Source organism: Halomicrococcus pelagicus (assembly GCF_051917725.1).
GTDB lineage: Archaea > Halobacteriota > Halobacteria > Halobacteriales > Haladaptataceae > Halomicrococcus.
On record NZ_JBQBLX010000002.1, the window covers coordinates 64804 to 89881 of the forward strand.

Below are 25078 nucleotides of genomic sequence, written 5' to 3' on the forward strand. Positions count from 1 at the left end.
TACACATCACTGAACAGAAGTTTACGCCTGGGTTATAAGATGAGCGAAATCAAACGGAGAGCGTCCCACGAGCCCGAGTCCGAGAAGCCGTCGAGAGACGTCATCTTCCAGGTGCTCGGTAACCAGCGGCGTCGGTACGCACTCCACTATCTCAAACACTACGAGAATCCCGCCGAAATCGGACCGCTCGCCACCCGGATAGCGAGCTGGGAGAACGACGTTCCCGCAGCGGACGTGACCTCACAGCAGCGCAAGCGCGTCTACAACACGCTCCAGCAGGCACACCTCCCGAAGCTGAACGAGACGGGGTTCGTCGAGTACGACGCCGCCCACGGCCTCGTCGAACTGACGGACCGCGCGGAGGACCTCGACATCTATCTCGAACTCGTCCCCCAGAACAGCCTCCCGTGGTCGGAGTACTACCTCGTTCTCGGCTGCGTCAGCCTCGCGCTGACGACCGTCGCGTGGCTCGACGCCGGTCCGCTGGCGGCCGTCCCGCCGTTCGGCTGGGGGCTGGGGCTGGCCGCGCTGGTCGCCATCTCCGGCGCGGCCCACCGTTACTACCACCGGAACGTACGCCTCGGACACGCCGAAGCGCCGACGGACGCCGAGTGAACGCGGCGAGCGAGTCCGAGTCACCCGACGTCGAGGGCGACCCGTCGTTCAGTCCGCGGCGAGCACCGGTCCGGACGCCGACCGTTCCAGCGACACCGGCTCGCCGAACGCCGCGAGCAGTTCCCGATTCGTCTCGACGTGGTCGGTCACCGTCGGAATCCGCATCCGGCCGCCCGCGAGCGCGAGGAAGACGAGCAACTGGTCGGCCGTGTGCTCGTCGACGGTTCCCGGGCCGGCGTGAAACTCGTGGAACGACTCGACCGCCTCCGTCGCCACCGTCTCCGCGGGTTTGCCGCGCTCGCCGAGTGCGTCGAATCCCGCGAGAACGCCGTCGTAGTCCGCCCGGACGACCAGCGACGACCCGGGAGACCGCGCGTCGACGTACGTCGTCCGGCACTCGGTCACGGCGTGGTCCGCGTCGACGAGTCGATCGCGGGCCGTCGCCGCCTGACGCTCGGCGACGTCGGCGTCCACGAGGTCGTCCGACGCTTTCGAGTAGACCCGGAGCCCCGACAGCGAACCGCGGTCGGCGAGCGAAAGCGACGAGAGCGACGAGGGCGCGAGCCACAGGGTCGCCTCGCCGCCGCCCGCGGGGTAGAATCCGGCCCGGGTCGCGTCCACCGCGGCCATCAGTCCGGCACGGCGTACCAGCGGGAGCTTCACCCGGCGGTGGTACGCCATCGGCGGCGACCACTTCACGTCAGTTCCGCCGCTGGCAGTCACGGCCAGCGGTTCGTCGAGGGCCGTCGCCAGCGGAAGCAGCGCGTCGAAGAGCAGCGTCACGCTCCCGGCCGTGCCGACGTCGACCGAGAACCGGTCGCCAGATAGCGGTCCCGGACGAACAGTCAGCGTCTCGGAACCGACGGCGTCACCCTCGACCGCGGCGTCGCAGGCGCGCGCCACCGCGCGGACGGCGGCGAGGTGCTGCGGGCGGAGTCCGGGATTCGGCCGGTTCGCGCGCACGCCGGTCATCCGGAACGGCTCGCCAGAGAGCGCCGACAGCGAGAGTGCGGTCCGGAGGAGTTGGCCGCCGCCGGTCGAGCCGTCGAGTTCGAGCATCGACGAAACCTTCGTCGCGCGACGACGTGTACGTTGTGCGAGCGCCGCCTGCGCGAGGCAGGTCGATTCGAATCGACCGACGGGACGAACCGTCACGCGGTCGGTTCGACGTTCTGGTTCACGTGGAACAGGTTGGTCGGGTCGTACTCGTTCTTTATCTCGACCAGCCGGTCGTAGTTGTCGCCGTACGCGAGGTTCTCCTCGCCCTCGCGTTCGCTGATGAAGTTCACGTAGACGCCGCCGCTGGCGTACGGTGCCATGGCGTCGAAGAACTCCCGCGCCCACGCGATGCACCGTTCGTCGTCCTCGGGGTCTTCCCACCGGGTGTGGACGTTCATCACGTACTCGGCGTCGCGGTGGGGGTACGCGGTCGCGTCGGCCGGAACGCGCGCCATCGCACCGCCGACCTGTCCGAAGAATATCTCCGACAGCGACGACGGAAGGTCCGCCGCGAACTCGACCGCGGTGTCGATGGCCTCGTCCGAGAGTTCACCGAAGTTGTGTGACTTCCAGTAGTTCCGAGCGCCCTCGGTGAGCAGGGGGTCGAAGCTCTGCTGGAACTCCGCGTACCGGTGGGGTGCGACGGCGTCGGCGATGGGGTCGCCGTACTCTCGGACCGGGGCGAGCACCTCCTCGCCCGCCTCGACGTCGCCCGCGTAGAACGCGACCACGATGACTACCCCGACGCCGTGAACGTCTTCCGGGAGGAAGGGAAGCGGCGGGGCCTTGCGGAGGATGACCCAGACGGCCGACTCGTCGGGCGCGTCGGCGTTGAAATCGCGGACGTGACGGATGACGTCCGGGGCGTCGTCGCCCGAGTAGACCACGGGGCCGGCGAGCACCTCGGGACCGACCTCGTGCAGGTCGAACTCGAAGGCGGTGACGACGCCGAAGTTACCGCTGCCGCCTCGAACGCCCCAGAAGAGGTCCGGGTTCTCCTCCTCGCTCGCGTGACGGAGTTCGCCGTCCGCGGTGACGACGTCGACCGAGCGCAGGTTGTCGACGGTCATCCCGAACTTGCGGGTGAGCCACCCGAACCCCCCGCCGAGCGTGAGTCCGGCCACGCCGGTCGTGGAGTTGATGCCGAGCGGCGTCGCGAGGCCGAACGCCTGGGCCTCGTGGTCGAAGTCGGCGAGGGTCGCGCCCGGTTCGACCCGGGCCGTCCCGGCCGCCGGGTCGACCTGCACCGACGTCATCGGCGAGAGGTCGATTACGAGGCCGTCGTCGCAGACCGCGTTTCCGGCGATGTGGTGTCCCCCGCCCTTGACGGCGACCGCCACGTCGTTCTCCCGGGCGAACTCGACCGCTCGAATCACGTCCGCGACTCCCCGACACGAGGCGACGAGCGCCGGATACCGGTCTATCATGCCGTTCCAGACGGAACGGGCTTCGTCGTACCCCGGGTCGCCGGGCGCGAACAGATCTCCGCGGAGCCCGTCGCCGAGTTCGTCGACTACGCTCTCGTCTAGAGACGTGACTTCCAGTGCCATGGGAGGATATAGGCGCGGTCGAGAGATATAGCTTCGTTAACATATAACGGACCGGACGCCGGGGGCAGTAATGCTCGGCGGAACGAGAAATCAACGACGACGAGAGACCGAAGACCGCGGTCGCGGCCGGATTTCGTGCGACGTCAGCGACGGCAGTGGTCGTCCGTCGCCCGCGTCTATCGCCGGCCGAACGCGACGGGCGGGTTCGACGCGCTACTCCAGGTGGACGGCGGGCCGCATCGGCACCGCGTGGCGGGCCTTGTCCGCCGGGTCCGGAACGTCCTCGCCCTCGCGGTACACCGCCACGTCGGCGTCGAACTCGCGCTCCAGGAAGTCGCGGGCGTTCTCGTAGACGGCCACCTCGTCAACCTCGGCCAGCACGTCGACCTCCGCGTCGGGGCGTTCGCGCACGTCCTCGACCAGGTCCTGCACGAGGTCGTTGACCGCGTCGCCCTTCTCGCGCAGTTCCTCCTTCTGCATCACGCTACCCATCACTGCGCCCACGTCGGGACCGGTCTCCACCACCTCCGAGAGCACCGTCCGCTTCCAGTCGGCGGCGACGTAGACGCGGACTGTGTCGGGGTCGGTGTCGGTCACGTCGACGATGTCGCGCACGTCGTCGGTCAGGTGCTCGACCAGTCGCTCCTCCAGTTCGGTGCGTGCGCTCTCGAACTCGGGGTCCGGTTCGGGCCACTCCGCCTCGGCGATGGGGTCGCCCGTCAGCCGCTCGTGCAGTTCCGTCGCCAGGAACGGGACGAACGGAGCCAGCAGGCGCAGACGGGCGGACAGCACCTCGCGCAGCGTCCAGCGCGCGCCCGGCCGGTCCAGGTCGGCGCGCTTGCGGTACCACTTCAGGTGCTCCTCGAAGCCGTAGAAGGCGGCCTGACTGGCGGTCCGGGTCTCGAAGCGGTCCATCGCCTCCGTGGCCTCCCGAATCGTGTCCTGCAGCTTCGCCAGCAGCCAGCGGTCGACGTGCTCCAGGTCGGGCTCGCCCGCCTCGCCCTCGATGATGTCGGCGGCGCGGTTCCAGAACCGGTCCAGCTGGTCGCGGGTGCTCTCGACCTGCTCGGAGCGCCAGTCGTAGTCCTGCCACGGCTCGGCGCTGTTCAGCAGGAAGAAGCGGACGGTGTCCGCGCCGTACCGCTGGATGGCCTCCTGGGGCAGGACGACGTGGCCCTTCGAGGAGGACATCTTCTCGCCCTCCAGCAGGCCCATCCCCATCACGGTGATGCCCTTCGGCCAGTCCGACTGCTCGAAGAACTCCGCGTGGTGGAACAGGTAGAAGGTCAGGTGGTTGCTGATGAGGTCGTTGCCCGAACAGCGGTAGTCGACGGGATACCAGTAGTCCCACTCCTCCCGCAGGTCCAGCGCCGCCTCGTCGGGGTCGTCCGTCTCTTCGGGGCCGAAGAACAGCGTGTCGAAGAAGTTCCGGTCCAGTTCCTCGACCGGCACGTCGTCGATGCGGTGGGCGATGGTGTAGTAGGACATGTAGATGGTCGAGTCCGACAGCGGCTCGATGACGAACTCGTCGTCCCAGGGCAGTCGGGTGCCCAGCCCGTAGTTGCGGATGGCCGGCCACTCGTTCAGCCAGTCGATGGTGTGGTCGTACTGCTCGCGCGTGTTCTCCGGGATGGCGTCCAGTTGCGCGACGGCGTCGTGGGCCTTCTGTTTCCACTCCTCGTCGTCGTACCGCAGGAACCAGGTCTCCTGCTTGGCGACCTCCACGTCGCCGCCGCACCGACAGACGACCTCCTCGCTGAACTCCTGCATCGAATCGAACGACCCGCGAGCCTCGAAGTCGGCCTTCAGCTCGTCGCGCACGTCCTCGACGACCTCGCCCGCGTAGTCGCCGTACATCTCCTTCAGCGTCCCGGAGTGGAACTCGCGGTTGTACACCTCCTGGGTGGCGTCCTCCAGCGCGGGGTCGTCCGAGGACTCGATGCCGTGTTCGGAGACGGCGTCCCGCGCGGGGAACTCGCCGTACCCCTCCACGTCGATGATGGCCTTCGGCTCGATAGCCTCGACCGCCGCGGGGTCGATGCCGTACCGCTCCATCCGGGCGTCGTCGTCTTTCGCTTCCCGCAGCGCCACCCAGTCGTCAGGCGAGTGGGCGGGCACGGACATCACGACGCCGGTCGCGTTGTCGGCGTCGACGAACGACGCGGGCAGCACCAGCACCTCGTCGCCGGTGACGGGGTTGGTGACGCGCTCGCCGACCAGTCGCTCGCCCGCGAAGTGGTCGTGGACCGTGACGTCGCGCTCCTGCAGTTCCAGCTTCTCGACCGCCGACTCGGAGACCAGCCAGCGTTCGCCGTCCACCGCGGCCTCGACGTAGTCCGCGTCGGGGTCGATGTACGCGTTCGTGACGCCGTGGACCGTCTCGGGCCGCAGCGTCGCCATCGGGACCGTCACGTCGCGTTCGTCGCCCGTCCAGCCGAACTTGACCAGCGTGTACTCCTGGAACTCGGCCTCCTCGCCCTCCAGCAGGTCGTGGGTCGTGACGGGGTTCCGTTCGTTCGTGCAGTACTTCACCGGATGCAGGCCCTTCTCGAGCAGTCCGCGCTCTTTCAGCGTCTCGTACTGCCAGGTGATGAACTTCGAGTAGCGGTCGTCGTTCGTCGTGAACTGCCGCCGCCAGTCGATGGACAGCCCCAGCGACCGCATGTTCTTCCGGTAGCTCTCCTCGATGAAGTGACGGGCGTACCCCATCGGCGTCTCCATCTCCGCCAGTTCGTCGTCGGAGACGTTGTACGTGTCCTGCAGCACCGACAGCTGGTCCTCCTCGCGGTTCTTCAGGCGCTCGACGGCCCCGACGATGGGGGTTCCCGTGACGTGCCACGCGATGGGGAACAAGACGTTGTCCCCCTGGAGGCGGCGGTAGCGCGCCCACACGTCCGGCACGGTGTAAGTCCGGGCGTGACCGATGTGCATCCCGCCGCTGGGATAGGGATAGGGAACCGTGACGAAGGTCGCCTCCTCGTCGGAGGGGTCCACCTCGTACCGACCCTCCTCAGCCCAACGGGACTGCCACTTCTGTTCGACCTCCCGCGGGTCGTACTCGTCCATACGGTGACTTCTGGGCTTGTACCTAAAAGAACTACCATACTTGACTGGTGCATCTGTCAGGATGGCGAGAGGGTCGGTCGTCTCGTCGCCTGCCGCCGCCGACCGGAGAGAAACTCGTCGACGAGTAATTCTCGACAATCGTACGGGAGCAATCGTCAAAACTGATAACCCTGGCCTCCGATTGAACTGACGTATGAGCTTCGACGAAATGGACGTGGACACGATCTGGATGAACGGCGAGTTCGTCGACTGGGAGGACGCACAGGTCCACGTTCTCACGCACGGACTACACTACGGGAGCGGCGTGTTCGAGGGAGTGCGCTGCTACGAGACCGAAGAGGGGCCGGCCATCTTCCGCTGGGAGGAACACCTCGAACGTCTCTACAACTCCTGCAAGCCGTACGACCTCGACATCGAGTACGAACCCGAGGAGCTGACGGAGGCGACGCTGGAACTCATCGACCGCCAGGACCTCGCGTCCTGCTACATCCGACCCATCGTCTACTACGGCTACGACAGCCTCGGCGTCAGTCCGGGCGACTGCCCGACCGACGTGACCATCGCCGCGTGGCCGTGGGGCGCGTACCTCGGCGAGGAGGCCCTGGAGAACGGCGTCGAGGTGATGGTCTCCTCGTGGCGCAAGCACGCCTCCAGCCAGATTCCGACGAACGCCAAGACGACGGGGCTGTACGTCAACAGCATGCTCGCCGGCGAGGAAGCCCGTCGCAACGGCTACGTCGAGGCCATCGTCCTGAACAAGGAGGGCAACGTCGCCGAGGGCCCCGGCGAGAACCTCTTCCTCGTCCGCGACGGAGAGATTCACACGCCCGGCCTCTCCGAGTCCATCCTCGACGGCATCACCCGCGATACCGTCATCACGCTCGCGGAGGAGATGGGCTACACGGTCCACGACGACGCGACCATCAGTCGCGGCGAACTCAACACCGCCGACGAACTGTTCTTCACGGGCAGCGCCGCCGAGGTCACGCCCATCCGGCAGGTCGACAACGTCGAGATCGGCGACGGCGGTCGCGGCCCCGTCACCGAGGAGATACAGTCGCGCTTCTTCGACCTCGTCAACCGGCGCACCGACGACCACGACGACTGGTTCACGTACGTCTAGCGACCGCCTTTTCGCTGCGTCGGTCGCACTTCGGGCGACCGCTCCTCGTAGAAATCCGAATCAAACAGACGCGCTCGGGCTACGCCCTCGCTCGCATCTTCGACGGCGTCGCGGTCGGTGGAATCCCGGGAGCGACCGCTGCCGGACGGAGAGCGACGAAAGAAAGCTCGCAGAACTCAGCTCGTGACGACGACTTCGCCTTCCGCCATCTCGGCCTCGCGCGCCTCGCGCTCCTCGTCTTCCTCCTCTTCTTTCTTCGCCTTGATCTTCTTCATCCGGAAGATCTCCTCGCGCTCCTGCTCTTCGAGCTTCTGCTCGATGTAGTCCTGAGCGTCGTGTAGCTCCGGGAGGAGCTTGAACTCCAGGGCGTTGACGCGGCGCTTGGTCGTCTCTATCTCGTCGAGCATCTTCTTCATCGCCGTCTCCACCTCGGCGGCGAGGATGATGCTCTCGAGCAGTTGTTCGTACGCCTCGGCGGCCTCGTCGATGCGGGCGCTCGTTCCGAGCACGCCGTACCCGCGCTCGTCGAGCGACTTCTTCACCTTCGAGGACTCGATCTGCGGGACGACGACGCCCATGATGTTCTTCGACTCGGTCGTGATCTCCGGGTGTTCTTTGAGCGCCGCGGCGGCCCCGCGAACGGCGACGTCGCCCTCCATCGCTCGCGCCATGTTTATCTTCTGCTGGGCGGTCTCGTAATCCTCGTCGAGTCCCGAGCGCACGTCCTGGGCCTGGTCGAGGATGTCCATGAACTCCATGATGAGGCCGTCGCGCTTCTTCTCGAGCGTGTCGTGACCCCGCTCGGAGAGCTCGATGCGGTCCTCGATCTGCATCAAGTTCTTCCGAGTGGGTTTGACGTCCTTGGCCATCTTGGCGGGGTCTTGTGTCTCGAACGGGTTAACCTTTTACAGTCGATTTCGACGGGACCAGATTTTTCGTACGGCGACGCCAACGCTCGACCGACGCAGGCCCGCCCCGGAACCATGCCTTCCGACGACCGACCCCGATGTGACTCGAATCGCCCCGTTCGCCTCCTGCACTACGCGGACCTCGAGAACGTCTACGACCACCCCGAACGCGTCGGCCGCCTCGCCGGGCGTATCGACGCCCTCCGGGACGACGCGACGCTCGTCGTCGGTGCGGGCGACGACACCGCGCTCGGCACCCTCGCGCTGTTCACGGACGCGGGGCGAGCGCAGGCCCGTCCGTTCTTCGAAGCGCTCTCGCCGGACGCCGAGACCTTCGGCAACCACGAGTTCGACCGCGGGGTCGAGCGCGCGCTCGAACTCGCGCGGACGACCCCCCAGGCGTGGCTCTGTGCGAACGTCGCGGACTGGGCCGACGGAGGACGCTCGACGTTCCCCGACGGGGTGTCCCCCTCCGCGACGTTCGACGCGGGCGACCGACGCGTCGGCGTCGTCGGCGTCGCCCACCCGAAGACGGCCGAGATGAGCGGCGCGGACCTGCAGTTCACGGACCCGGCGGCGGCGGTGAACCGGGAAGCCGCCCGCCTGCGCGAACGCGGGGCCGACCGCGTCGTCGCGCTCGCGCATCTCGGCGACGACCCAGCGTTCGCCGCCGCCGTCGACGCCGACGCGGTGCTCTGCGGCCACGAGACCGAACGCCGGATTCGCCGCGTCGAGGGGACGCTCCTCGTCCAGACCGCCGACGGCGAACTCGCCGAGGTGACGCTGGGCGACGACACGGACGTGACGGTTCACGACGTCGCCGACGCGCCGCTCGACGAGGACGTGACGGCGACCTACCGGCGACGCCGCGCGGCCGCGGGAGTCGACGCGGTCGTCGCCCGCGTCGACGACCCCATCGAGCGCACCCCCGACGTTCGCTACGGCGGCGAGTGCCGACTCGGCAACTTCGTCACCGACGCCTACCGCGCAGGGGCGGACGCGGACGTCGGACTCGTCCACTCGGCGTCGCTGCGCGAGGGGCCGCCGCTCGCGGGCGACGTGACGGTCGGCGACGTGGTCGGTGTCGCGCCGTTCCCGACGACCCTGGTCGAACTCGAACTGTCCGGGAGCGACCTCCGGGCCGCCGTCGAGTGGACCGGGGAACCGTTCGGTCGCGACGACGGCGTCGGCCTCCACGTCTCCGGAGCGTGCGTCCGCCGGGACGAGGACGGCGACCTCCGGGCGGTGCGCGTCGGCGGCGAACCGCTCGACGCCGGGGCGACGTACTCCGTCGCGCTGATGAACTACCTGCCGTCCGTCGAGCAGTTCCCGACGCTGACGACGGACGACGTCGTCGCGGAGTACGGACCGCAGTACGAACACCTGGTCGCACACGCGCGGGCGGGCGGTCTGGCCGCCGTGGAGTGCGAGGGTCGCATCCGCCGGGAGTAGCAGAACTGGACCGATTCGCTGACGGTCCGGAACAGACGCCGCTGGGCGGTTCGAGCGTCGTCGCGCCGAAAAAGTGCCGCGAAACGGCGGTCGTCAGTCGGCCGTGGCCTCTTCGACGTCCGCCTCGGCCGTCTCGTCTTCGGGGTAGTACTTGTCGATGAGGTCCTCGTCGACGCGGTTGAGCTCCTCGCGGGGCAGCATGCCCAGGAGGTCCCAGCCGATGTCCAGCGTCTCCTCGATGGAGCGGTTCGTGTCGAAGCCCTGGTCGACGAACTCGTCCTCGAACCGGTCCGCGAAGTCGAGGTACTTGTTGTCACGCTCGGAGAGCGCCTCGCGACCGACGATGTTCACGAGGTCGCGCAGGTCCTCACCCTCGGCGTACGCGGCGTACATCTGGTCGGAGACGTCGCCGTGGTCCTCGCGCGTGAGGCCCTCGCCGATACCGTCGTCCATCAGCCGCGAGAGGCTCGGCAGGACGTTGATCGGCGGGACGACGCCCTGACTGTTGAGGTCGCGGTCGATGTAGATCTGGCCCTCGGTGATGTACCCCGTCAGGTCCGGGATGGGGTGGGTGTCGTCGTCGCCCGGCATCGTGAGGATGGGAATCTGGGTGACCGACCCGTCGCGGCCCTCGATGCGGCCCGCGCGCTCGTACAGCTGAGCGAGGTCGGTGTACATGTACCCGGGGTAGCCACGGCGACCCGGCACCTCTTCACGCGCCGCGCCGATCTCGCGCAGGGCCTCGCAGTAGTTGGTCATGTCCGTCAGGATGACCAGCACGTGATAGCCCTTGTCGAACGCGAGGTACTCGGCGGTGGTGAGCGCCAGTCGCGGCGTGACCGTCCGCTCGACTGCGGGGTCGTCCGCGAGGTTCATGAAGACGACCGACCGTTCCAGCGCGCCGGTGCGCTCGAAGTCCTCCATGAACTCGTTCGCCTCTTCGGCGGTGATACCCATGGCGCCGAAAACCACTGCGAACTCCGAGCCCTCGTCGTCCTCGCCGGCTTCCTCTTCCTCCGGGACGGTCGCCTGGCGGGCGATCTGGAGCGAGAGCTCGTTGTGCGGCAGGCCGGACCCGGAGAAGATGGGGAGCTTCTGGCCGCGGACCAGCGTGTTCATGCCGTCGATGGCGGAGACGCCGGTCTGGATGAACTCCTCGGGGTACTCGCGGGCCGTCGGGTTGATCGCCGCGCCGACGATGTCCTCGCGGCGGTCCGGAACGATTTCGGGGCCGCCGTCGATGGGTTGACCGGACCCGTCGAGGACGCGCCCGAGCAGGTCCTCCGTGACGGGCATCTTCATGGTCTCGCCGAGGAACCGAACCGAGGCGTTGCGGTCGATGCCGCCGGTCCCCTCGAACACCTGGATGGAGACGAGACCGTCGCTCGATTCGAGCACCTGGCCGCGTAGCGTGTCGCCCTCCGGCGTCTCTATCTCGACGATTTCGTCGTATCCGATAGGTTCGTCGACCTCGGCGAACACCAGCGGACCGCTGATCTCCGTGATTGTCTGGTACTCTTTCATCGTTAGTACTTCTCCCTGAGCTCTGCTTTGATGTCTTCTTCGAGGTCCGCGACGAACGCATCTGCCTCGTCGTCCGGCGTCGTCGCGATGCGGTTGAGTCGCGGCGCGGCCTCGATGTCGGTGATCTCCTCGACCGGCACGCCCGCGTCGAGCGCTTCGAACGCCGCGTCGTTGTACGTCTCGATGGCCTTGAGGATGAGGTACGTCTTCTCCGGCGGACAGTTCGTGTCCACGTCGTGCAGCGCGTTCTGCTGGAGGAACGCCTCGCGGATGTAGCGGGCGACCTCCAGGGTGAGCTGCTGGTCCTCCGGCAGGGCGTCCTTGCCGACGAGCTGGACGATCTCCTGGAGTTCGTCCTCCTCGTCGAGCACGTCGACCGCCCACTGGCGCGTCTCGGGCCAGTCCTCGGCGACGTTGTCCTCGAACCACGGGTCGAGCTGGTCTTTGTACAGCGAGTACGACTCGTTCCAGTTGATGGCCGGGAAGTGCCGGCGCTCCGCGAGGTCGGCGTCGAGCGCCCAGAACGTCTTCACGATGCGCAGCGTGTTCTGGGTGACCGGCTCCGAGAAGTCACCGCCCGGCGGGCTGACCGCGCCGACGACGGTGACCGAACCCTCGGTGTCGTTGATGTTGTCGAAGTAGCCGGCGCGCTCGTAGAACTCGCTGAGGCGCGCGGCGAGGTACGCGGGGTACCCCTCCTCGCCGGGCATCTCCTCCAGCCGGGAGGAGATTTCGCGCATCGCCTCGGCCCACCGCGAGGTGGAGTCGGCCATCAGCGCCACGTCGTAGCCCATGTCGCGGTAGAACTCCGCGATGGTGATGCCCGTGTACACGCAGGACTCGCGCGCCGCGACCGGCATGTTCGACGTGTTGGCGATGAGGCAGGTGCGGGACATCAGCGGCTTCCCGGTCTTGGGGTCTTCCAGTTCCGGGAAGTCCTCGATGACCTCCGTCATCTCGTTGCCGCGTTCGCCACAGCCGATGTAGACGACGATGTCCGCGTCGGCCCACTTGGCGAGTTGCTGCTGGGTGACCGTCTTCCCGGAGCCGAACGGGCCCGGAATCGCGGCCGTCCCGCCCTTCGCGAGCGGGAACAGGCCGTCCTGGACGCGCTGGCCCGTCACCAGCGGCGTGCGCGGCGTCTTCTTGTCCCTGGCGGGCCGTGCCTCGCGGACCGGCCACTCCTGCTGCATCTGGATCTCCTCGCCGTTGTCGAGTTCGACGACCGTCTCCGTGACGGAGTAGTCACCGTCGCTCGTGGAGACGACCTCGCCGCCCTCGTAGTCCGGCGGGACCATCACTTTGTGCTCGATACTCTCGGTCTCCGGAACGGTCCCGACCACGTCGCCGGGGGCGACCTCGTCGCCCTCCTCGACGGTGGACGTGAACTCCCACGTCCGGTCCTGGTCGATGCCGGGGGCGTCCACGCCGCGGTCGAGGAACGCGCCCATCTTCTCTTCGAGGACCGTCAGCGGGCGCTGGACGCCGTCGTAGATGGAGTCCAGCATCCCTGGTCCAAGGTCCACCGACAGCGGCTCGCCCGTGTTCTGGACGGGTTCGCCGGGGGCGACGTTGGACGTCTCCTCGTAGACCTGGATGGTCGTAATGTTCCCTTCGATCTCGATGACCTCGCCCATCAGGCCTTCGTCGCCGACGTAGACGACGTCGTTCATCCGGGCGTCGAGGTCCGTGGCGGTGACCACGGGACCGCTCACGCTCTCGATTTCGCCGTCCTCTCGAACGGCGTCGGTGTCTGTTGCTTGGCTCATTCGTTGTCACCTTGTTCGTCTTCGTCCATAAGGTCGATACCGATCGCTCGCTTGATCTTGTCGCGGAGACCGCCGCTTCCCGCGCCGCCGCCCAGCGTGACGAGGGTCGGTTCGACGCTCGTCTCCACGTCGCTGCGGACGTTCCGCGAGAGGTGCGACATGTCCTCGTCGTGCATCACGATGATGCCGACGTCGTCGTCGTCCATGACGCGGCTCACGGCGTCGTCGAGTTCCGTCTCCTTCTGGTCGTCCGGGACGTTCTCGAACTTCCGGACGCCGGCGAGCCGGAACCCGGTCGTGAACTCCGGACTGCCGATGACGGCTATCTCCTGGCTCATAGTACCACCAGTTCCGCCTCGATTTCGTCCTCGGAGAGGCCCGCTTCTCGTCCGCGCGCGATGGCGCGGATGTTGTCCACCTCGCGCTCCTTGGCGAGCACGTACGCGAGAACCGGACATATCGACAGCGGAAAGACGTGCGAGAGGTGCTCCGAGTACTCGAGCAGTGCAGCGTCTAGTGCGTGCTCGAATCCGATGAGGCTGTCGGCTCGCTCCAGTTCGTCGAGCGCCTCGTCGAGTTCGTCGCTGTACGTGCTCTCGCGGATGTGCGCGACCAGTTCGTCGGTGTTGGTGGCCAGCTGGGACAGCTCCGACGCGCCGAACAGCTGACCGCCGTCGATGAAGTACTCCGAGGGGTCGATGTCCGCCCCGCTGCGACTGATGCGCAGCGCGTTCCGGATGTTGCGGAAGTCTATCTCGGCCTGCAGGAACTCGGCGTACAGCTGCAGTGCCCGATTCTGGGACTCGGTGATTCCCTCCATCAGCTCCTCGTAGAACGCGCGGTCGACGGCGTTCTCCAGGGGGACGAGCAGGTTCGTCGCCTCGTAGTCCTCGTACGCGTCGGCGACCGGGTCGCCGAAGATGGTGCCGTCGAGCAGCTCGACGACGTCCTCGACGGAGCCGGCTTCGGTCAGCCGGTCGAGGAAGTCGTCGTCGAACTCGCCCGCGCGGATGAGGTCCGACCGGACGTCCTCGCGGTCCGTGTCGGAGTAGATGCCGCGGATGATGGTCTTGACGTTCCAGGCGTCGAACTTCCGCAGGTAGCGGGCGATGAGGACGTAGAGGTCGCCGCTGGAGAAGTCGAGCAGGTCGTTGAAGTGCTTCGCCAGGTTGCGGTTCAGCGCGTACTCGATGAGGTCCACCCCGTCGTACCGAGCGCCGAGCGCGTTGATCTCCGACTCGTACTCGGACTCCTCCATGAACCGGGCGATCTCGCCCGGACCCATGCGAAGCAGCTTGCGGTAGTCCTCGTCGTCGAACAGCGCGGCTCGGCGTGCCCGCACTCGGGCGTTGACGTACTCGTAGTTCGAGGTTCCCTCTGCGTCTGCCGTCCTCATTGCTCGAACAGCCGCGAACTGATGTCCTGGAGGTTGTCCTCCCACACGTCCTCGAGTACCGAGTCGAACGTGTTGTTCACGCGGAGCCGAGAGGCCTCGCTCTCGACGACGACGCCGCCGAGGCAGTCGCGCTCCCCAGCGTACTCGAAGCCGTCGTAGTCCGCGAGAACGTCCGTGAGCAGTTCCTCGTCGTCCGGTCGGCCGTACACCTTGATGGTGGCGTCCGAGTCGAACTCCTCGCCGGCGGCGTCCAGCAGCGTCCGCGTCAGCTTCTCGCGGTCCTCGCCGCCGAGGTTCGCGATGCGCTTCTCGACGTCGCTACGGACTTGCTGGAGCACGTCGCGGCGGGCCTCCAGGCGCTTCTGCTTGGCCTCCAGCTTCGCGCTGGAGAGCTTCTGCTCGCGCTCGCGCTCGATTCGGTTCTCGACGTCGCGCTCTTTCGCCGCGAGGATCTCGTCCGCGTCGGCCTCGGCCTCTTCGATAATCTCGTCTGCGCGCTCTTGGCCGTCTTCGCGGATTTCCTCCGCGCGCTCGCGGGCTTCGTTCCTAATATCCTCAACTACCGTTTCCAAGCTCATTGATTAAGAGGGGGAAGGGGGGTGCGTTTAGACCACGAAGACGGTAACCAGCGCCAGGATGACCAGCGTCTCCGGCAGGACCGTCAGGATGAGGCCCGTACCGAAGAGGTCCTTGTCTTCCGTGATAGCGCCGACTGCCGCGGCACCGATGCCGCGCTCCGCGTAGCCCGAACCGAGGGCGGCGAGACCGACCGCGAGCGCGGCGGCCGCCTCCTTCGGGATAGCCGGCTGGGGGTTGAACTGCTGCTGAAGCGGTGCAAGTGCGTCGACGAATGCGAATATGAATTCGTACATTTTCCTTGGGTCCTCCGTAGGCTCTCTCGTAACCGAACAGGAGGAAGTTCACGCTACAGGCGTCATAAAACTTCCCAAACTATCCGGGCGTATTCGGCGGTATCGGGCACTGTATCCCAAAAATCATGATACTACGCACCAAAGGGGAACGAGAAACGGACGCCGAAAACGGTGAAAATCGGCGGGAAAGAAGGACGAACGGTTAGTCCTGCGTCGTGTACGTTCGCTCGTAGCCGAACGGATCGTACTTCTCGCCGCCGCCCTCGTAGAACTTGCTGAAGAACTCGACGTACTCGAGACGCACCGCCTGCAGGCCGGCGCTCGTGACGCCGAGCGCCAGCACCAGCGCGTGACCGAGCACGAGGATGAGCAGTCCGACGAGCACTCCGGCGGCCCCGGAGTGGATCATGCCGGGGAACATGATTTCGGTGACCTCGTGGCCGTGGACCATGTCGCCGACGTGGGGCATGTGGTCGATAGCGAAGTGCCACTCGGCGTGGCTACCTTCGTCCGTCACGTAGACGCCGAAGAACAGCAGGTTGACCACGAACGCCATGCCGGCCTTCGCCAGCAGCACGGCTCCCAGCCGGGTGTACGACAGCACGTTCACCAGCACGTTGAGGAACTCGACGCCCTCGACGGGGTCGCCCGACAGGAGCAGCACCAGACCGAGCGCGAACGCGGCCAGCCCGGCGAGACCGGCGACTTCCGGGACGCCGGTGAAGCCGAACGGGAACGGATGGCCGTTGAAGACGCTCTCGGAGCCGACGAGGATGCCCGGTGCGCTTCCGTTCGCACCCGCGAAGATCCACGCCCACAGGCCGAACATCATCATCAGCCACGAACCGCTCTCCTGCATGGCGTCGACGAACCCGTGGCTAAGGTTCTCGATGAAGTCGAACGTCCAGCCGATGGTGAGGTGGACGATGCCGGCCAGCAGGCTCAACACCAGCCAAGCGGTGGCGTAGTCGCCGAACGCGGGCTGGAGACCCTTGTGAATCGGCGGGCCTTTCATGCCGAGTCCGTCGACCCAGACGACATCGCCGAGCACGTGCAGGCCGAATATCTCGCCGTACAGGACGCCGAACAGCGCGGTGAACGCACCGGCCCAGACGGCGATGCCGCCGAGGCTCTTGAACGCCGCAGAGTCGAAGCTGCTGTACAGCCAGTAGCCGAGCCCCATGTACAGCAGGCCGTACCCGAGGTCGCCGATCATGAACCCGAAGAACAGCGGGAACGTGAGGAACAGGATGACCGTCGGGTCGAACTCGAAGTACTTCGGCCGGTTGATGGTCTCGACGAGCAGTTCGAACGGCTTCACCGGCCCGGGGTTGTCCTGGACGACCGGCGGCTTGTCGTCGTCGATGGTCGCGGTGCCGCCGTCGGCGGCGACGCCGGTGTCGCCGGCCTGTTCGACCGGCGCGTGGTGGCCGCCGTGCTCCTCGTAGTCGGCGCGCTCCAGTTCCTCGACGTCGACGTGGTCGTCGACGGCGTCGGTGAGCGCGCGTTCGAGGTCGCCGTAGCGCTCCGTCGGAATCCAGCCCTCGGCGACGAAGGCGTTGTCCGTCGTCGCGAACTGCAGCGGCGCTTCCGCCTTCTGGACCTCGATGGAGAGCTTCTCCTCGGCCGCCAGCAGGAAGTCCGCGGCGTCGAGCTTGATGTCCTCGAGTTCGTTCTCGGCGTCGTGGAGCTTCGATTCGAGCTGCTGGCGCTCGTGACGGAGTTCGTCGACGTGGTCCTCCGGCGTTCCGGAGGCGTCGGGAATCTCGTAGGCGGCGAAGTCGACGCCGACGAGCGCCTCGTCGAGCACGTCCGCGTCGGCGTCCTCCGTCGGGTACGCGAAGACGGCGACGGTCCCGTCGTCCGTGAACAGTTCGAACTCCCGGACGTCGTCGTGGTCGGCGAGATGCTCGCGGACGTCGTCGGCGTCGCCCTCGCCGACCGCGACCTGCAGGCTGTCGTAGCCCGACAGGAGGTCGAGGTCGATGCCGAGGTCCGCGAACGGCTCCATCGTGTCGATGCGCTCCTCGACCTCGCGGAGCTCGCCCTCCAGGTCGCTCCGGCGGTCGTCGAGTTCGTTGACCCGCGTCCGGATGTCCGCCAGCTCCTCCTCGAGCGCGTCGTCGGTGACGATGCGGCTCCGGCCGGCGTCCTCGTCCTCCACGTCGAGGATGCTCTCGATGGACCGGACCGTGACGAGCTTGTCGGACGCCTCGTTGGCCCCCTCGATGGGGTTGCCCGGCTCGAACCCCTCCCAGGAGTCGTCGTAGTTCGAGAGGTGAACGAGGTTCAGGTCGTGAATCGCCTCGATGACGTCGTCCATCACCATCCGTGATCCCGTCACCGAGACCTTGCTCATCTGTTCAGGTCTGAGCATGCACCGCCTCCCTGAACCGGTCGACGACGTGTTCGATGACGTCGTCTACGTTCCCCTGGGCGCGCTCTTCGAGTACCTCGCGCTCACGTTCGCCCTCGGCGAGAATCTCCTCGCGCTCGGTCTCGATTTCCTCGCGCGCCTCCGCCAGACGCTGTTCCTCCAGTTCGGCGGCCTCCGCCTCGGCTTCCTCGCGGATCTGCTCCGCGCGCTGGCGAGCCTCGGAGATCCGCTCCTCGCGGTCCTCCTCGGCCTCGACAACGATCTCGTCAGCCTCGCTTTCGGCCTCCTTGACTCGTTCGAGAACCTCTGGCCTCGGCATATGCTGTAATCAAGCGGAAGGTTGCGCTAGCGGCTATAAACTACTTGCGGAACCGCTTCCCGAGCCCGCTGGTCGCTCGCGAACCGGGGATCCCGTTTCGTCACACGAAAACGTATAACACGCCAGCGACCCTACGACGGTGCATGGACGACGGCCAACCCGGAGACGAACGAACCGGGCGTGGTGGGGACGCCGAGGCCGCCGATGCGGCGGACGACGGAGCGGGAGCGAAGCGCACCGAGGCCTGCGGTCGCTGCGGGTTGTCGTCGGTCGTGGACGCGGCGGGCGACGGAGCAGGCCGCGACCCCTACGGCGACGCGCGCATCGAACTCCGGGAGTCGGAGCTGCGAACGGCCAGCCGCCACGTCGAGCTACTGGGGCGCGTGAAAGACCGCCTCGACGACTTCGCTCGCCGGGTCGCGTACGGTCGATAGCTCAGCCGAACTCGCCCGAGGTCACGGCGGTCGGCGAGCCGAACCGTCGCAGCGAGGGGACGGCGAACCAGTAGGCGGCCGCCAGCGCGGTGCCCAGGCCGCCGAGTAGCATCACCGCCTCGCTGCCGAACCGCTCGCCGGCCAGGCCGCCGAGCAGCATTCCGGCGGGCATCACGACGCTCGTCGCGCTGCCGATGGCCGCGGAGACCCGGCCGAGCAGGTCGTCCGGGACGCCCGTCTGGACGGTCGCCATCGCGGAGACGTTGTAGACGCCGAGCGGGACGCGCGACGCCGCGAACAGCGCGACCGTCGCCACGACACCGGGAACGGCGACCGCGCCGGTCCAGAGCGCGCTGGAGGCGACGAAGCCGACGACGGTGGTGTACCCCATCGGTAGCCCGTCGACCGCCGAGGCGGCGACGGAGCCGACGAGCACGCCGACCGTCGTCCCCGCGAGCAGCAGGCCGTACGTCGCCGGACCGCCGAGCGTGGCGGCGAATGCCGGCAGGACCGCCAGCGCGACGCCGGTGAGGAAGTTCGCGAACAGGCTGGCGACCAGCATCCGCCCGGCGAGGGAGTCGGCGAGAAGGGCGAGGCCGCCCCGGAGGTCGGCGAGGTAGCTTCCGAGCGCGAGGTCGTCGTCCGGCGGAGTGCGGGCCGGCACCGAGAGGACGGCGAACGTCAGCGCCGCGACCGCGAAGGTGACGGCGTCGACGACGTACACCGCGACGCCGCCGGCGACCGCGACGAGCGCGCCGGCCACCGCACGCGACGTGGCGTCGACGCTCTTCGAGACGATGGAGGCGACCGAGTTCGCCCGAACCATGCGGTCCTCGTCGACGAGTCGCGGCAGGGCGGCGGTCTGGGCCGGGCCGGCGAAGAGGTTGCACAGCGCCAGCAGCGGCATCGCTGCGAGGACGACCGCGACGGACAGGTGGCCGAGCGCGGCCGCGAGCGGGACCGCGAGCACGACCAGACACTGGGCCACCTCCGAGAGGGTGAGCACGCGTCCGAGTCGCGCCCGGTCGACGAGCGGTCCGGCGAGAAGCTTGAACGCGCCGGGGGCGCGGGTGAGCATCCCCGCGAGGCCGGTGTAGGCCGTCGAGCCGGTGAGGTCGTAGACGAGCCACATCGCCGCGACCGAGTAGAGGCCGTCACCGAACTTGCTGACGCCGCGGCCGACGAGCAGTCGCCGGAAGCCGGGGTTCCCCAGCACGGCCAGTCGACGGGCGACCGCGTCGGGCACCAGTTCGGCGGCTCGCGCGGAGAGGTCGGTCGCCCGAGAGTCGGTGGATGTCACGTCCCCGTCCGACGACCGAAGCGGTCTTGAGCGTTCCGTGAACGCCAGTTCTGTAGGAACATTTATACTTCTCGGCAGATTGAAGATGGCGGCCGGCCGACACGACCGCATGGCGGACGACGCGACCGACGCCCTCGAAGTGCTCGGGAACGAGATTCGGATGGCGACGCTCCGGGAACTCGCCGAGGCGGACGGCCCGCTCTCTTTCACCGAACTGCGCGAACGCGTCGGCGTCCGGGACACGGGGAAGTTCAACTACCACCTCACGAAGCTCTGTTCGTACTTCGTGCGCGAGACGGACGGCGGGTACGAACTCGGGCACGCCGGTTCGCGGGTCATCGCCGCGGGCGACGTGGACGCCGCCGCGACCGCGGGCGACGGCGGGAGCCCACCCCCGGACGACGCCTGCCCCGTCTGCGGCGACGACGACTGCGAGAAGTACTTCCACGTCCACCTGCGACCGTCCTGGCTCTGAGGCGGGGGTCCCGGTCTGACGGGGGCGTCCGGTCGTAACCGAGAGCCGGACCGTCCGCGACGCGGGAGACTCCCGACGAGGAGAGGAATCCACGTCGCTGGCGTGGGGGACAAGAGGTATATCCGTCGAAACCATACTGCTCCACCGACCGAATGGAAGAGAGTATCTCCGGGTTCAAGCTCCGCGGTGATTGGGGGGACATCGTCGAACACGGCGAGCGTATCACCCAGGCGCTCCGGGAAGCGGGAGCTTCCGGTGAGGCGTTCGAGGAGTGGGACGAGTGGCGACCGAAGACGCACGAGCGCTTGGGCGAGGACGTAGCCGAGAAAACCGCCGAGCAGGCCCACGTCGGCGAGGGGAAAGGCGAACAGGAGGGCGAATCTCCGGACGAGGACCTGAAGACCGCGGGCGAGAAGCTCACGGAGTCGTACGAGAAGCTCGAAGACGACGACACTGAAGGCGCGGTCGACCGCTGGCAGGACTCGGTGAACTACGTCGCCCGGGCCGCCGACTCCGCGAGTCGGAAGGCCATCCGGCGCGTCGAGGACACCGTCTACCAGAACGTGATGACGCAGCTCGCGCCGTACTACTTCGACAACGAACTCGTCAGCGCCAACATCCAGCAGACGAACCGCAACGGCGGCGAGGAGCGGTTCATCTTCGAGGTGAACGTCAACGACGACGAACTGAAGGAGGAGGTCTCCGACCGGCTCGCCGACTACGAGGACGAGATCGACCGCTGGCACGTCGACGCCGAGAAGGAGACGGAGAACGTCGAGGCCGCCGAGGGGGTCGACGCGCCCCGGAACGGCGGCGAGGGGAAGTTCGACACGACCTGATGCCGTCGCGGGCCGACCTCGGTTTCGCGCCCTCCTTCCGGTACACTATTGGCCCGAGAACGGAAATCGCTGGGCATGAGTGGTTCGCTGCTGACTCTGGTCGTCGCCGGCGTCGCGAGTTTCTTCATGGCGTGGGCCATCGGCGCCGGGTCGAGCGGGTCGACCCCGTTCGCTCCCGCTGTCGGCGCGAACGCGGTGTCGGTGATGCGTGCGGGCTTTCTGGTCGGCATCCTCGGCTTTCTCGGCGCGACCCTGCAGGGAGCGAACGTCTCGGAAGCGGTCGGCCGCGAACTGATTCGTAACGTCCAGTTGTCGCCGCTGGCGGCGACGACCGGCCTGCTCACCGCCGCCGGCCTCGTGGCTATCGGCGTGTTCACCGGGTATCCCATCGCCACCGCGTTCACCGTCACGGGTGCCATCGTGGGAGTCGGACTCGCACTCGGCGGCACGCCGGCGTGGAGCAAGTACCAGCAGATAGCGGCGCTGTGGGTGGCGACGCCGTTCGTCGGCGGCGGCGCGGCGTACGCCACCGCGCGCTTCCTCCGGAGCGAGAACGTCGCCGAGCGCGTCGCCATCCCGCTCCTGGGCGGCCTCGTCGGACTCATCGTCGCCAACATCGAGTTCGTCATGTTCGGACCGCCGGGAGAGAGCGCGTCGCTGTCCGTGGCGGTCGGGAACGAACTCTCCCTGCCGGCCGTCGCCGGTATCGACGCCGGCGCGCTGTTGACCTCGCTCGTCGTCACCGCCGGCATCGCGGCGCTGCTCCGTCGGCAACTCGTCACCGACCGGATGCGAGGGCAGCGTCGGTTCCTGCTCGCGCTCGGCGGCTTGGTCGCGTTCTCCGCGGGTGGGAGCCAGGTCGGACTGGCTATCGGCCCGCTGCTCCCGCTGCTCGACCCGTTCTCGATTCCGTTGACTGCGGTCCTGGTCGGCGGCGGCCTCGGCCTCCTCGCCGGCTCGTGGACCGGCGCGCCGCGGATGATAAAGGCGCTGGCGCAGGACTACTCGGCGCTCGGGCCGCGCCGCTCCATCGCCGCGCTCATCCCCTCGTTCGCCATCGCCCAGAGCGCCGTCTTCTTCGGCATCCCCGTCTCGTTCAACGAGATAATCGTCAGCGCCATCGTCGGTAGCGGGTACGCCGCCAGCGACGGTGGCGTCAGCGGTCGGAAGATGCTGTTCACCGTGCTCGCGTGGATCGCCTCGCTCGCCATCGCGTTCGGCGCCGGATACGGCATATTCGCCCTCATCAGCTCGGTCGTCGGATGACTCCCCGTCGCGGTCACCGCCGACGCTCGGGGGAACTCGACCGGAGGGAACTCACTCGCCGTCTCGAATCTCGGCTCGGCCGCTCGTCGCGCTGCGGAGACGGTCACGGAGGTCGTCCGCCACTTCGACCGGAATCCGGACGGCGAACCGGACGTCCTCACCGTACTCCGCGTCGAACTCCGCGCCTTCGCTTTCGAGAATCCCTCGCACCGTCCCCGAGTCGTCGTACTCGACGGCGACGGTGACGCGCTCGTGGGGACGCTCCTCGACGACCCCCGCGTCGTCGACCGCTTCCTTGACGGCCTGTGAGTACGACCGCGCCAGTCCGCCGACGCCGAGGTTCGTCCCGCCGTAGTACCGGGTCACGACGACGACGACGTTCTCGAGGTCGCGCTGCTGGAGGACGTTCAGCGCCGGCTTTCCCGCGCTCCCGGACGGTTCGCCCGCGTCGCTGGAGTACTCCCGGAACGGGTCCGCACGCACCCGGTAGGCGGGGACGTTGTGCGTCGCGTCCGGATGGCGCTCCTCCACCTCGGCGACGAACGCCTCGGCCGCCGACGCGGTGTCGGCGGGGGCGGCGTAGCCGAGGAACTCCGAGCCGCGAACCTCGAACGCCGCCTCCCCGCGTCCCGCTATCGTCCGGTACGTCTGCCCGGCCATCGTCGGCGGTTCGCTGCCCACCCCCGAAAAGCCCCGGATTCGGACCGGGCGGAGTCCGGTCTCCGCCGCGTCTTCGAGCGCCGCCCGAGCGGTCCCGAAAAGAGTTAAGCACGCACTACGTAGTTGCCCGCAATGCTGCTGGTCCTGTGCGTGGACCTCGACGACGACCTCGGACGGAAGACGTCGTTCGACACGCCCGTCGTCGGGCGGGACGCCGTCGAGGACGCGGCCGTCGCGCTGGCGACCGCCGACCCGGAAGACAGCGACGTGAACGTCATCTTCGAGGGCGTCCACCTGTACGACCGCATCGACGCCGAGGAGAGCGTCGAAGTGGCGGTGGTCACCGGCAACGAGGGCGACGACGTCAGCGCGAACCGGGAGGTCGGCGAGGAGGTCGACACCGTGCTCGCGGGTCTCACCACCAGCGAGGAGGTCAACGCGGTCATCGTGACCGACGGCGCACAGGACGAGAGCGTCATCCCCGTCATCCGCTCGCGGGTGCCCGTCGACGGCGTGCGCCGGGTGGTCGTCCGGCAGGCACAGGACCTGGAGTCGATGTACTACACCATCAAGCAGGTGCTCAACGACCCGGAGACGCGCGGAACCATCCTCGTCCCGCTGGGCATCCTGTTGCTCATCTATCCCCTGGCCATCGTCGCCGACTGGGTCGGCCTGCCGGGGACCGTCTTCGGCGGTACCTCCGCACTGCTGGGGCTGTACGCCCTCTTCCGTGGCCTCGGCCTGGAGCGGACGTTCGACCGCCTCGCGGAGACGGCCCGGAACGGACTGTACGCCGGCCGGGTGACGCTCATCACCTACGTCGTCGCCGCCGCGCTGCTGGTCGTCGGCGGCGTCAGCGGCGTCGAAACCCTGGAGTCGGTCCAGAACCACTACAGCGGCGACATCGGCGCGATACGGGTGCTGGCGTCGCTGATGTACGGCGCCGTCACGTGGTTCACCGCGGCCGGCATCACGTCGAGCCTCGGCCAGATCACCGACGAGTACCTCGCCGACCAGTTCCGGTGGCGCTACCTCAACGCGCCGTTCTACGTGCTCGCCATCGGCGGCGTGCTCCACGCGGTCAGCGCCTACTTCCTCAACGAGGTGTCGCTCGAGTACCTCGCCGGGATGTTGACGGCGGGCACGCTGCTCGGGCTTATCAGTACGCTCGTGTTCGCCATCGCCGAGTCGCGGTTCTCGCGGTCGGGCCAGGCGCGCGTGAGTTGAGGAGAGTCGACCGTCAGCGTTCTCGCGTGACGACGAACGCCGCGAAGTCCCGCAGCAGGTCCACCGCCTCCGAGTCGGAGACGCCGATGCGGTCCAATGCGGCGAGCGCGGCGTCGGACTGTTCGTGGGCCAGTTCGTTCGCCTCCTCGGCGTCGAGGTCGGTCACCTCGACGATCGACGGTCGGCCGACCTCCGCGTCCTGGCCCGTCGGCTTCCCGAGTTCGGCGGGGTCCGCGGTGGCGTCGAGCACGTCGTCCCGTATCTGGAAGGCGACCCCGACCTTCTCCGCGTACTCGCCGAACGCCTCTATCGTGGCGGCGTCGGCGTCGGCGGCTATCGCCCCGAGTTCCGCGGCGGCGCGAAAGAGCGCACCCGTCTTCCGGCGGGCCAGTTCCATGTACTCGGCCTGGTTCGTCGGTCGGTCGACGAGTTCCGACGCCTCGCCCTGCCCGAGTTCGACCATCGCCTCGGCGACCACCTCCATCGCGCGCGGGTCCGGCGAGAACAGGCCGAACGCCTCGCCGAGCATGCCGTCGCTGCCGACGATGGCGGGGCCGTAGCCGTACTCCGCCCACGCGCTCTTCGTGCCGCGGCGCACGTCCGAGCGGTCGATGATGTCGTCGACGACGAGCGAGGCGTCGTGGACGAGTTCGATGCCGACGCCGAAGTCGACGGCGTCCTCGGCGTCGCCGCCCGCCGCCTCGCAGACGAGCATCGCCACCGTCGGCCGCACGCGCTTGCCCCCGGAGAGCGCGGTGTGTGCCAGCCGGTCGGAGAGTTCCGCAGGCTCGACTCGGTCGACGACCGTCTCCAGACGGTCCTCGACGAGCTTCCGCCGGGCCTCGAGGTACTCCATTCGTCGAAGCCTCGGGACGGGGGACGCAAATACGTGACGGGTTCCGAGCGT

23 protein-coding genes are annotated in these 25078 nt (G+C 67.8%); 8 read left to right on the forward strand and 15 right to left on the reverse strand.

The features are described 5' to 3' along the window. Positions 1–39: 39 nt before the first annotated feature. Positions 40–615 carry a DUF7344 domain-containing protein gene (locus tag ACTF4R_RS05095; protein ID WP_440006786.1) on the forward strand — a complete coding sequence of 192 codons (576 nt, stop codon included), beginning with the start codon at positions 40–42 and terminating at the stop codon, positions 613–615. A gap of 48 nt (positions 616–663) precedes the next feature. Here ACTF4R_RS05095 and rtcA read toward each other — a convergent pair whose 3' ends face one another. The 3 genes from rtcA to leuS form a co-directional block, all read right to left on the reverse strand. Continuing rightward, entirely contained in the window at positions 664–1674 is a 1011-nt protein-coding gene (gene rtcA / locus ACTF4R_RS05100) for an RNA 3'-terminal phosphate cyclase (RefSeq protein ID WP_440006788.1), read from the reverse strand. Positions 1675–1766: 92 nt separating this feature from the next. Further along, positions 1767–3164 carry an FAD-binding oxidoreductase gene (locus ACTF4R_RS05105; RefSeq protein ID WP_440006790.1) on the reverse strand — a complete coding sequence of 466 codons (1398 nt, stop codon included), beginning with the start codon at positions 3162–3164 and terminating at the stop codon, positions 1767–1769. A gap of 213 nt (positions 3165–3377) precedes the next feature. Continuing rightward, positions 3378–6230 carry a leucine--tRNA ligase gene (leuS, locus tag ACTF4R_RS05110; protein ID WP_440006792.1) on the reverse strand — a complete coding sequence of 951 codons (2853 nt, stop codon included), beginning with the start codon at positions 6228–6230 and terminating at the stop codon, positions 3378–3380. A 193-nt stretch (positions 6231–6423) separates the two neighbouring features. Between leuS and ACTF4R_RS05115 the strand changes: the two genes are divergently transcribed. Next, entirely contained in the window at positions 6424–7353 is a 930-nt protein-coding gene (locus ACTF4R_RS05115; protein ID WP_440006793.1) for a branched-chain amino acid transaminase, read from the forward strand. Positions 7354–7529: 176 nt separating this feature from the next. On the opposite strand, the gene ACTF4R_RS05120 is transcribed toward ACTF4R_RS05115, so the two are convergent. After that, positions 7530–8222, reverse strand: a complete 693-nt coding sequence (locus ACTF4R_RS05120) for a V-type ATP synthase subunit D (protein WP_113274487.1) — start codon at positions 8220–8222, stop codon at positions 7530–7532. A gap of 114 nt (positions 8223–8336) precedes the next feature. Between ACTF4R_RS05120 and ACTF4R_RS05125 the strand changes: the two genes are divergently transcribed. Continuing rightward, entirely contained in the window at positions 8337–9713 is a 1377-nt protein-coding gene (locus ACTF4R_RS05125; RefSeq protein WP_440006795.1) for a bifunctional metallophosphatase/5'-nucleotidase, read from the forward strand. Positions 9714–9806: 93 nt separating this feature from the next. Here the strand turns inward: ACTF4R_RS05125 and ACTF4R_RS05130 are convergent, their stop codons facing one another. The 8 genes from ACTF4R_RS05130 to ahaH form a co-directional block, all read right to left on the reverse strand. Then, positions 9807–11237: an ATP synthase subunit B gene (locus tag ACTF4R_RS05130; RefSeq protein WP_440006797.1), complete on the reverse strand. Its 1431-nt coding sequence runs from the start codon at positions 11235–11237 to the stop codon at positions 9807–9809. A gap of 2 nt (positions 11238–11239) precedes the next feature. After that, complete coding sequence (locus ACTF4R_RS05135; protein ID WP_440006798.1) at positions 11240–13006, reverse strand: ATP synthase subunit A; 1767 nt, start codon at positions 13004–13006, stop codon at positions 11240–11242. Continuing rightward, a complete protein-coding gene (locus ACTF4R_RS05140; protein ID WP_433628700.1) occupies positions 13003–13344 on the reverse strand; it encodes a V-type ATP synthase subunit F in 342 nt (113 codons plus the stop codon). The genes ACTF4R_RS05135 and ACTF4R_RS05140 overlap by 4 nt, the downstream gene beginning before the upstream one ends. Next, on the reverse strand, positions 13341–14402 hold the full coding sequence (locus ACTF4R_RS05145; RefSeq protein ID WP_440006800.1) for a V-type ATP synthase subunit C: 1062 nt from the start codon (positions 14400–14402) through the stop codon (positions 13341–13343). The genes ACTF4R_RS05140 and ACTF4R_RS05145 overlap by 4 nt, the downstream gene beginning before the upstream one ends. Next, a complete protein-coding gene (locus ACTF4R_RS05150; RefSeq protein ID WP_440006802.1) occupies positions 14399–14980 on the reverse strand; it encodes a V-type ATP synthase subunit E in 582 nt (193 codons plus the stop codon). Before ACTF4R_RS05150 ends, ACTF4R_RS05145 begins: the two co-directional genes overlap by 4 nt. 27 nt (positions 14981–15007) lie before the next feature. Further along, positions 15008–15274 carry a F0F1 ATP synthase subunit C gene (locus ACTF4R_RS05155; RefSeq protein ID WP_440006804.1) on the reverse strand — a complete coding sequence of 89 codons (267 nt, stop codon included), beginning with the start codon at positions 15272–15274 and terminating at the stop codon, positions 15008–15010. Between the two features lie 202 nt (positions 15275–15476). Beyond that, positions 15477–17651, reverse strand: a complete 2175-nt coding sequence (locus ACTF4R_RS05160) for a V-type ATP synthase subunit I (protein ID WP_440006806.1) — start codon at positions 17649–17651, stop codon at positions 15477–15479. Next, complete coding sequence (gene ahaH / locus ACTF4R_RS05165) at positions 17638–17970, reverse strand: ATP synthase archaeal subunit H (RefSeq protein WP_440006808.1); 333 nt, start codon at positions 17968–17970, stop codon at positions 17638–17640. The genes ACTF4R_RS05160 and ahaH overlap by 14 nt, the downstream gene beginning before the upstream one ends. 143 nt (positions 17971–18113) lie before the next feature. Between ahaH and ACTF4R_RS05170 the strand changes: the two genes are divergently transcribed. Beyond that, positions 18114–18404 (forward strand): DUF8007 family protein, encoded by a 291-nt coding sequence (locus ACTF4R_RS05170; protein WP_440006809.1) that lies wholly within the window; start codon positions 18114–18116, stop codon positions 18402–18404. Between the two features lies 1 nt (position 18405). Here the strand turns inward: ACTF4R_RS05170 and ACTF4R_RS05175 are convergent, their stop codons facing one another. Beyond that, complete coding sequence (locus ACTF4R_RS05175) at positions 18406–19704, reverse strand: MFS transporter (protein WP_440006811.1); 1299 nt, start codon at positions 19702–19704, stop codon at positions 18406–18408. Positions 19705–19813: 109 nt separating this feature from the next. Here ACTF4R_RS05175 and ACTF4R_RS05180 point away from each other — a divergent pair, with 109 nt between their 5' ends. The 3 genes from ACTF4R_RS05180 (at position 19814) to ACTF4R_RS05190 (ending at position 22284) form a co-directional block, all read left to right on the forward strand. Further along, positions 19814–20179, forward strand: coding sequence for a DUF7347 domain-containing protein (locus tag ACTF4R_RS05180; RefSeq protein ID WP_440006813.1), 366 nt, complete (start codon positions 19814–19816; stop codon positions 20177–20179). A gap of 152 nt (positions 20180–20331) precedes the next feature. Further along, a complete protein-coding gene (locus ACTF4R_RS05185; RefSeq protein WP_433628725.1) occupies positions 20332–21018 on the forward strand; it encodes a DUF5828 family protein in 687 nt (228 codons plus the stop codon). A gap of 75 nt (positions 21019–21093) precedes the next feature. Next, on the forward strand, positions 21094–22284 hold the full coding sequence (locus tag ACTF4R_RS05190; RefSeq protein ID WP_440006815.1) for an inorganic phosphate transporter: 1191 nt from the start codon (positions 21094–21096) through the stop codon (positions 22282–22284). Positions 22285–22335: 51 nt separating this feature from the next. Here the strand turns inward: ACTF4R_RS05190 and ACTF4R_RS05195 are convergent, their stop codons facing one another. Then, complete coding sequence (locus ACTF4R_RS05195; RefSeq protein ID WP_440006816.1) at positions 22336–22944, reverse strand: IMPACT family protein; 609 nt, start codon at positions 22942–22944, stop codon at positions 22336–22338. A 132-nt stretch (positions 22945–23076) separates the two neighbouring features. Between ACTF4R_RS05195 and ACTF4R_RS05200 the strand changes: the two genes are divergently transcribed. Beyond that, entirely contained in the window at positions 23077–24171 is a 1095-nt protein-coding gene (locus tag ACTF4R_RS05200) for a DUF373 family protein (protein WP_440006818.1), read from the forward strand. Between the two features lie 13 nt (positions 24172–24184). On the opposite strand, the gene ACTF4R_RS05205 is transcribed toward ACTF4R_RS05200, so the two are convergent. Continuing rightward, complete coding sequence (locus ACTF4R_RS05205; RefSeq protein ID WP_440006820.1) at positions 24185–25027, reverse strand: polyprenyl synthetase family protein; 843 nt, start codon at positions 25025–25027, stop codon at positions 24185–24187. Between the last annotated feature and the right edge of the window lie 51 nt (positions 25028–25078).

Bases quoted from the DNA above. Each gene is read 5' to 3' on its own strand.
- ACTF4R_RS05195 (WP_440006816.1), bottom strand. From the start codon at position 22,944: ATGGCCGGGCAGACGTACCGGACGATAGCGGGACGCGGGGAGGCGGCG.
- ACTF4R_RS05145 (WP_440006800.1), bottom strand. From the start codon at position 14,402: ATGAGGACGGCAGACGCAGAGGGAACCTCGAACTACGAGTACGTCAAC.
- ACTF4R_RS05115 (WP_440006793.1), top strand. From the start codon at position 6,424: ATGAGCTTCGACGAAATGGACGTGGACACGATCTGGATGAACGGCGAG.
- rtcA (WP_440006788.1), bottom strand. From the start codon at position 1,674: ATGCTCGAACTCGACGGCTCGACCGGCGGCGGCCAACTCCTCCGGACC.
- ACTF4R_RS05135 (WP_440006798.1), bottom strand. From the start codon at position 13,006: ATGAGCCAAGCAACAGACACCGACGCCGTTCGAGAGGACGGCGAAATC.
- ACTF4R_RS05130 (WP_440006797.1), bottom strand. From the start codon at position 11,237: ATGAAAGAGTACCAGACAATCACGGAGATCAGCGGTCCGCTGGTGTTC.
- ACTF4R_RS05095 (WP_440006786.1), top strand. From the start codon at position 40: ATGAGCGAAATCAAACGGAGAGCGTCCCACGAGCCCGAGTCCGAGAAG.
- ACTF4R_RS05190 (WP_440006815.1), top strand. From the start codon at position 21,094: ATGAGTGGTTCGCTGCTGACTCTGGTCGTCGCCGGCGTCGCGAGTTTC.
- ACTF4R_RS05180 (WP_440006813.1), top strand. From the start codon at position 19,814: ATGGCGGACGACGCGACCGACGCCCTCGAAGTGCTCGGGAACGAGATT.
- ACTF4R_RS05185 (WP_433628725.1), top strand. From the start codon at position 20,332: ATGGAAGAGAGTATCTCCGGGTTCAAGCTCCGCGGTGATTGGGGGGAC.
- ACTF4R_RS05160 (WP_440006806.1), bottom strand. From the start codon at position 17,651: ATGCTCAGACCTGAACAGATGAGCAAGGTCTCGGTGACGGGATCACGG.
- ACTF4R_RS05150 (WP_440006802.1), bottom strand. From the start codon at position 14,980: ATGAGCTTGGAAACGGTAGTTGAGGATATTAGGAACGAAGCCCGCGAG.
- ACTF4R_RS05200 (WP_440006818.1), top strand. From the start codon at position 23,077: ATGCTGCTGGTCCTGTGCGTGGACCTCGACGACGACCTCGGACGGAAG.
- ACTF4R_RS05125 (WP_440006795.1), top strand. From the start codon at position 8,337: ATGCCTTCCGACGACCGACCCCGATGTGACTCGAATCGCCCCGTTCGC.
- ACTF4R_RS05120 (WP_113274487.1), bottom strand. From the start codon at position 8,222: ATGGCCAAGGACGTCAAACCCACTCGGAAGAACTTGATGCAGATCGAG.
- ACTF4R_RS05140 (WP_433628700.1), bottom strand. From the start codon at position 13,344: ATGAGCCAGGAGATAGCCGTCATCGGCAGTCCGGAGTTCACGACCGGG.
- ACTF4R_RS05170 (WP_440006809.1), top strand. From the start codon at position 18,114: ATGGACGACGGCCAACCCGGAGACGAACGAACCGGGCGTGGTGGGGAC.
- ACTF4R_RS05105 (WP_440006790.1), bottom strand. From the start codon at position 3,164: ATGGCACTGGAAGTCACGTCTCTAGACGAGAGCGTAGTCGACGAACTC.
- ACTF4R_RS05205 (WP_440006820.1), bottom strand. From the start codon at position 25,027: ATGGAGTACCTCGAGGCCCGGCGGAAGCTCGTCGAGGACCGTCTGGAG.
- ACTF4R_RS05155 (WP_440006804.1), bottom strand. From the start codon at position 15,274: ATGTACGAATTCATATTCGCATTCGTCGACGCACTTGCACCGCTTCAG.
- leuS (WP_440006792.1), bottom strand. From the start codon at position 6,230: ATGGACGAGTACGACCCGCGGGAGGTCGAACAGAAGTGGCAGTCCCGT.
- ahaH (WP_440006808.1), bottom strand. From the start codon at position 17,970: ATGCCGAGGCCAGAGGTTCTCGAACGAGTCAAGGAGGCCGAAAGCGAG.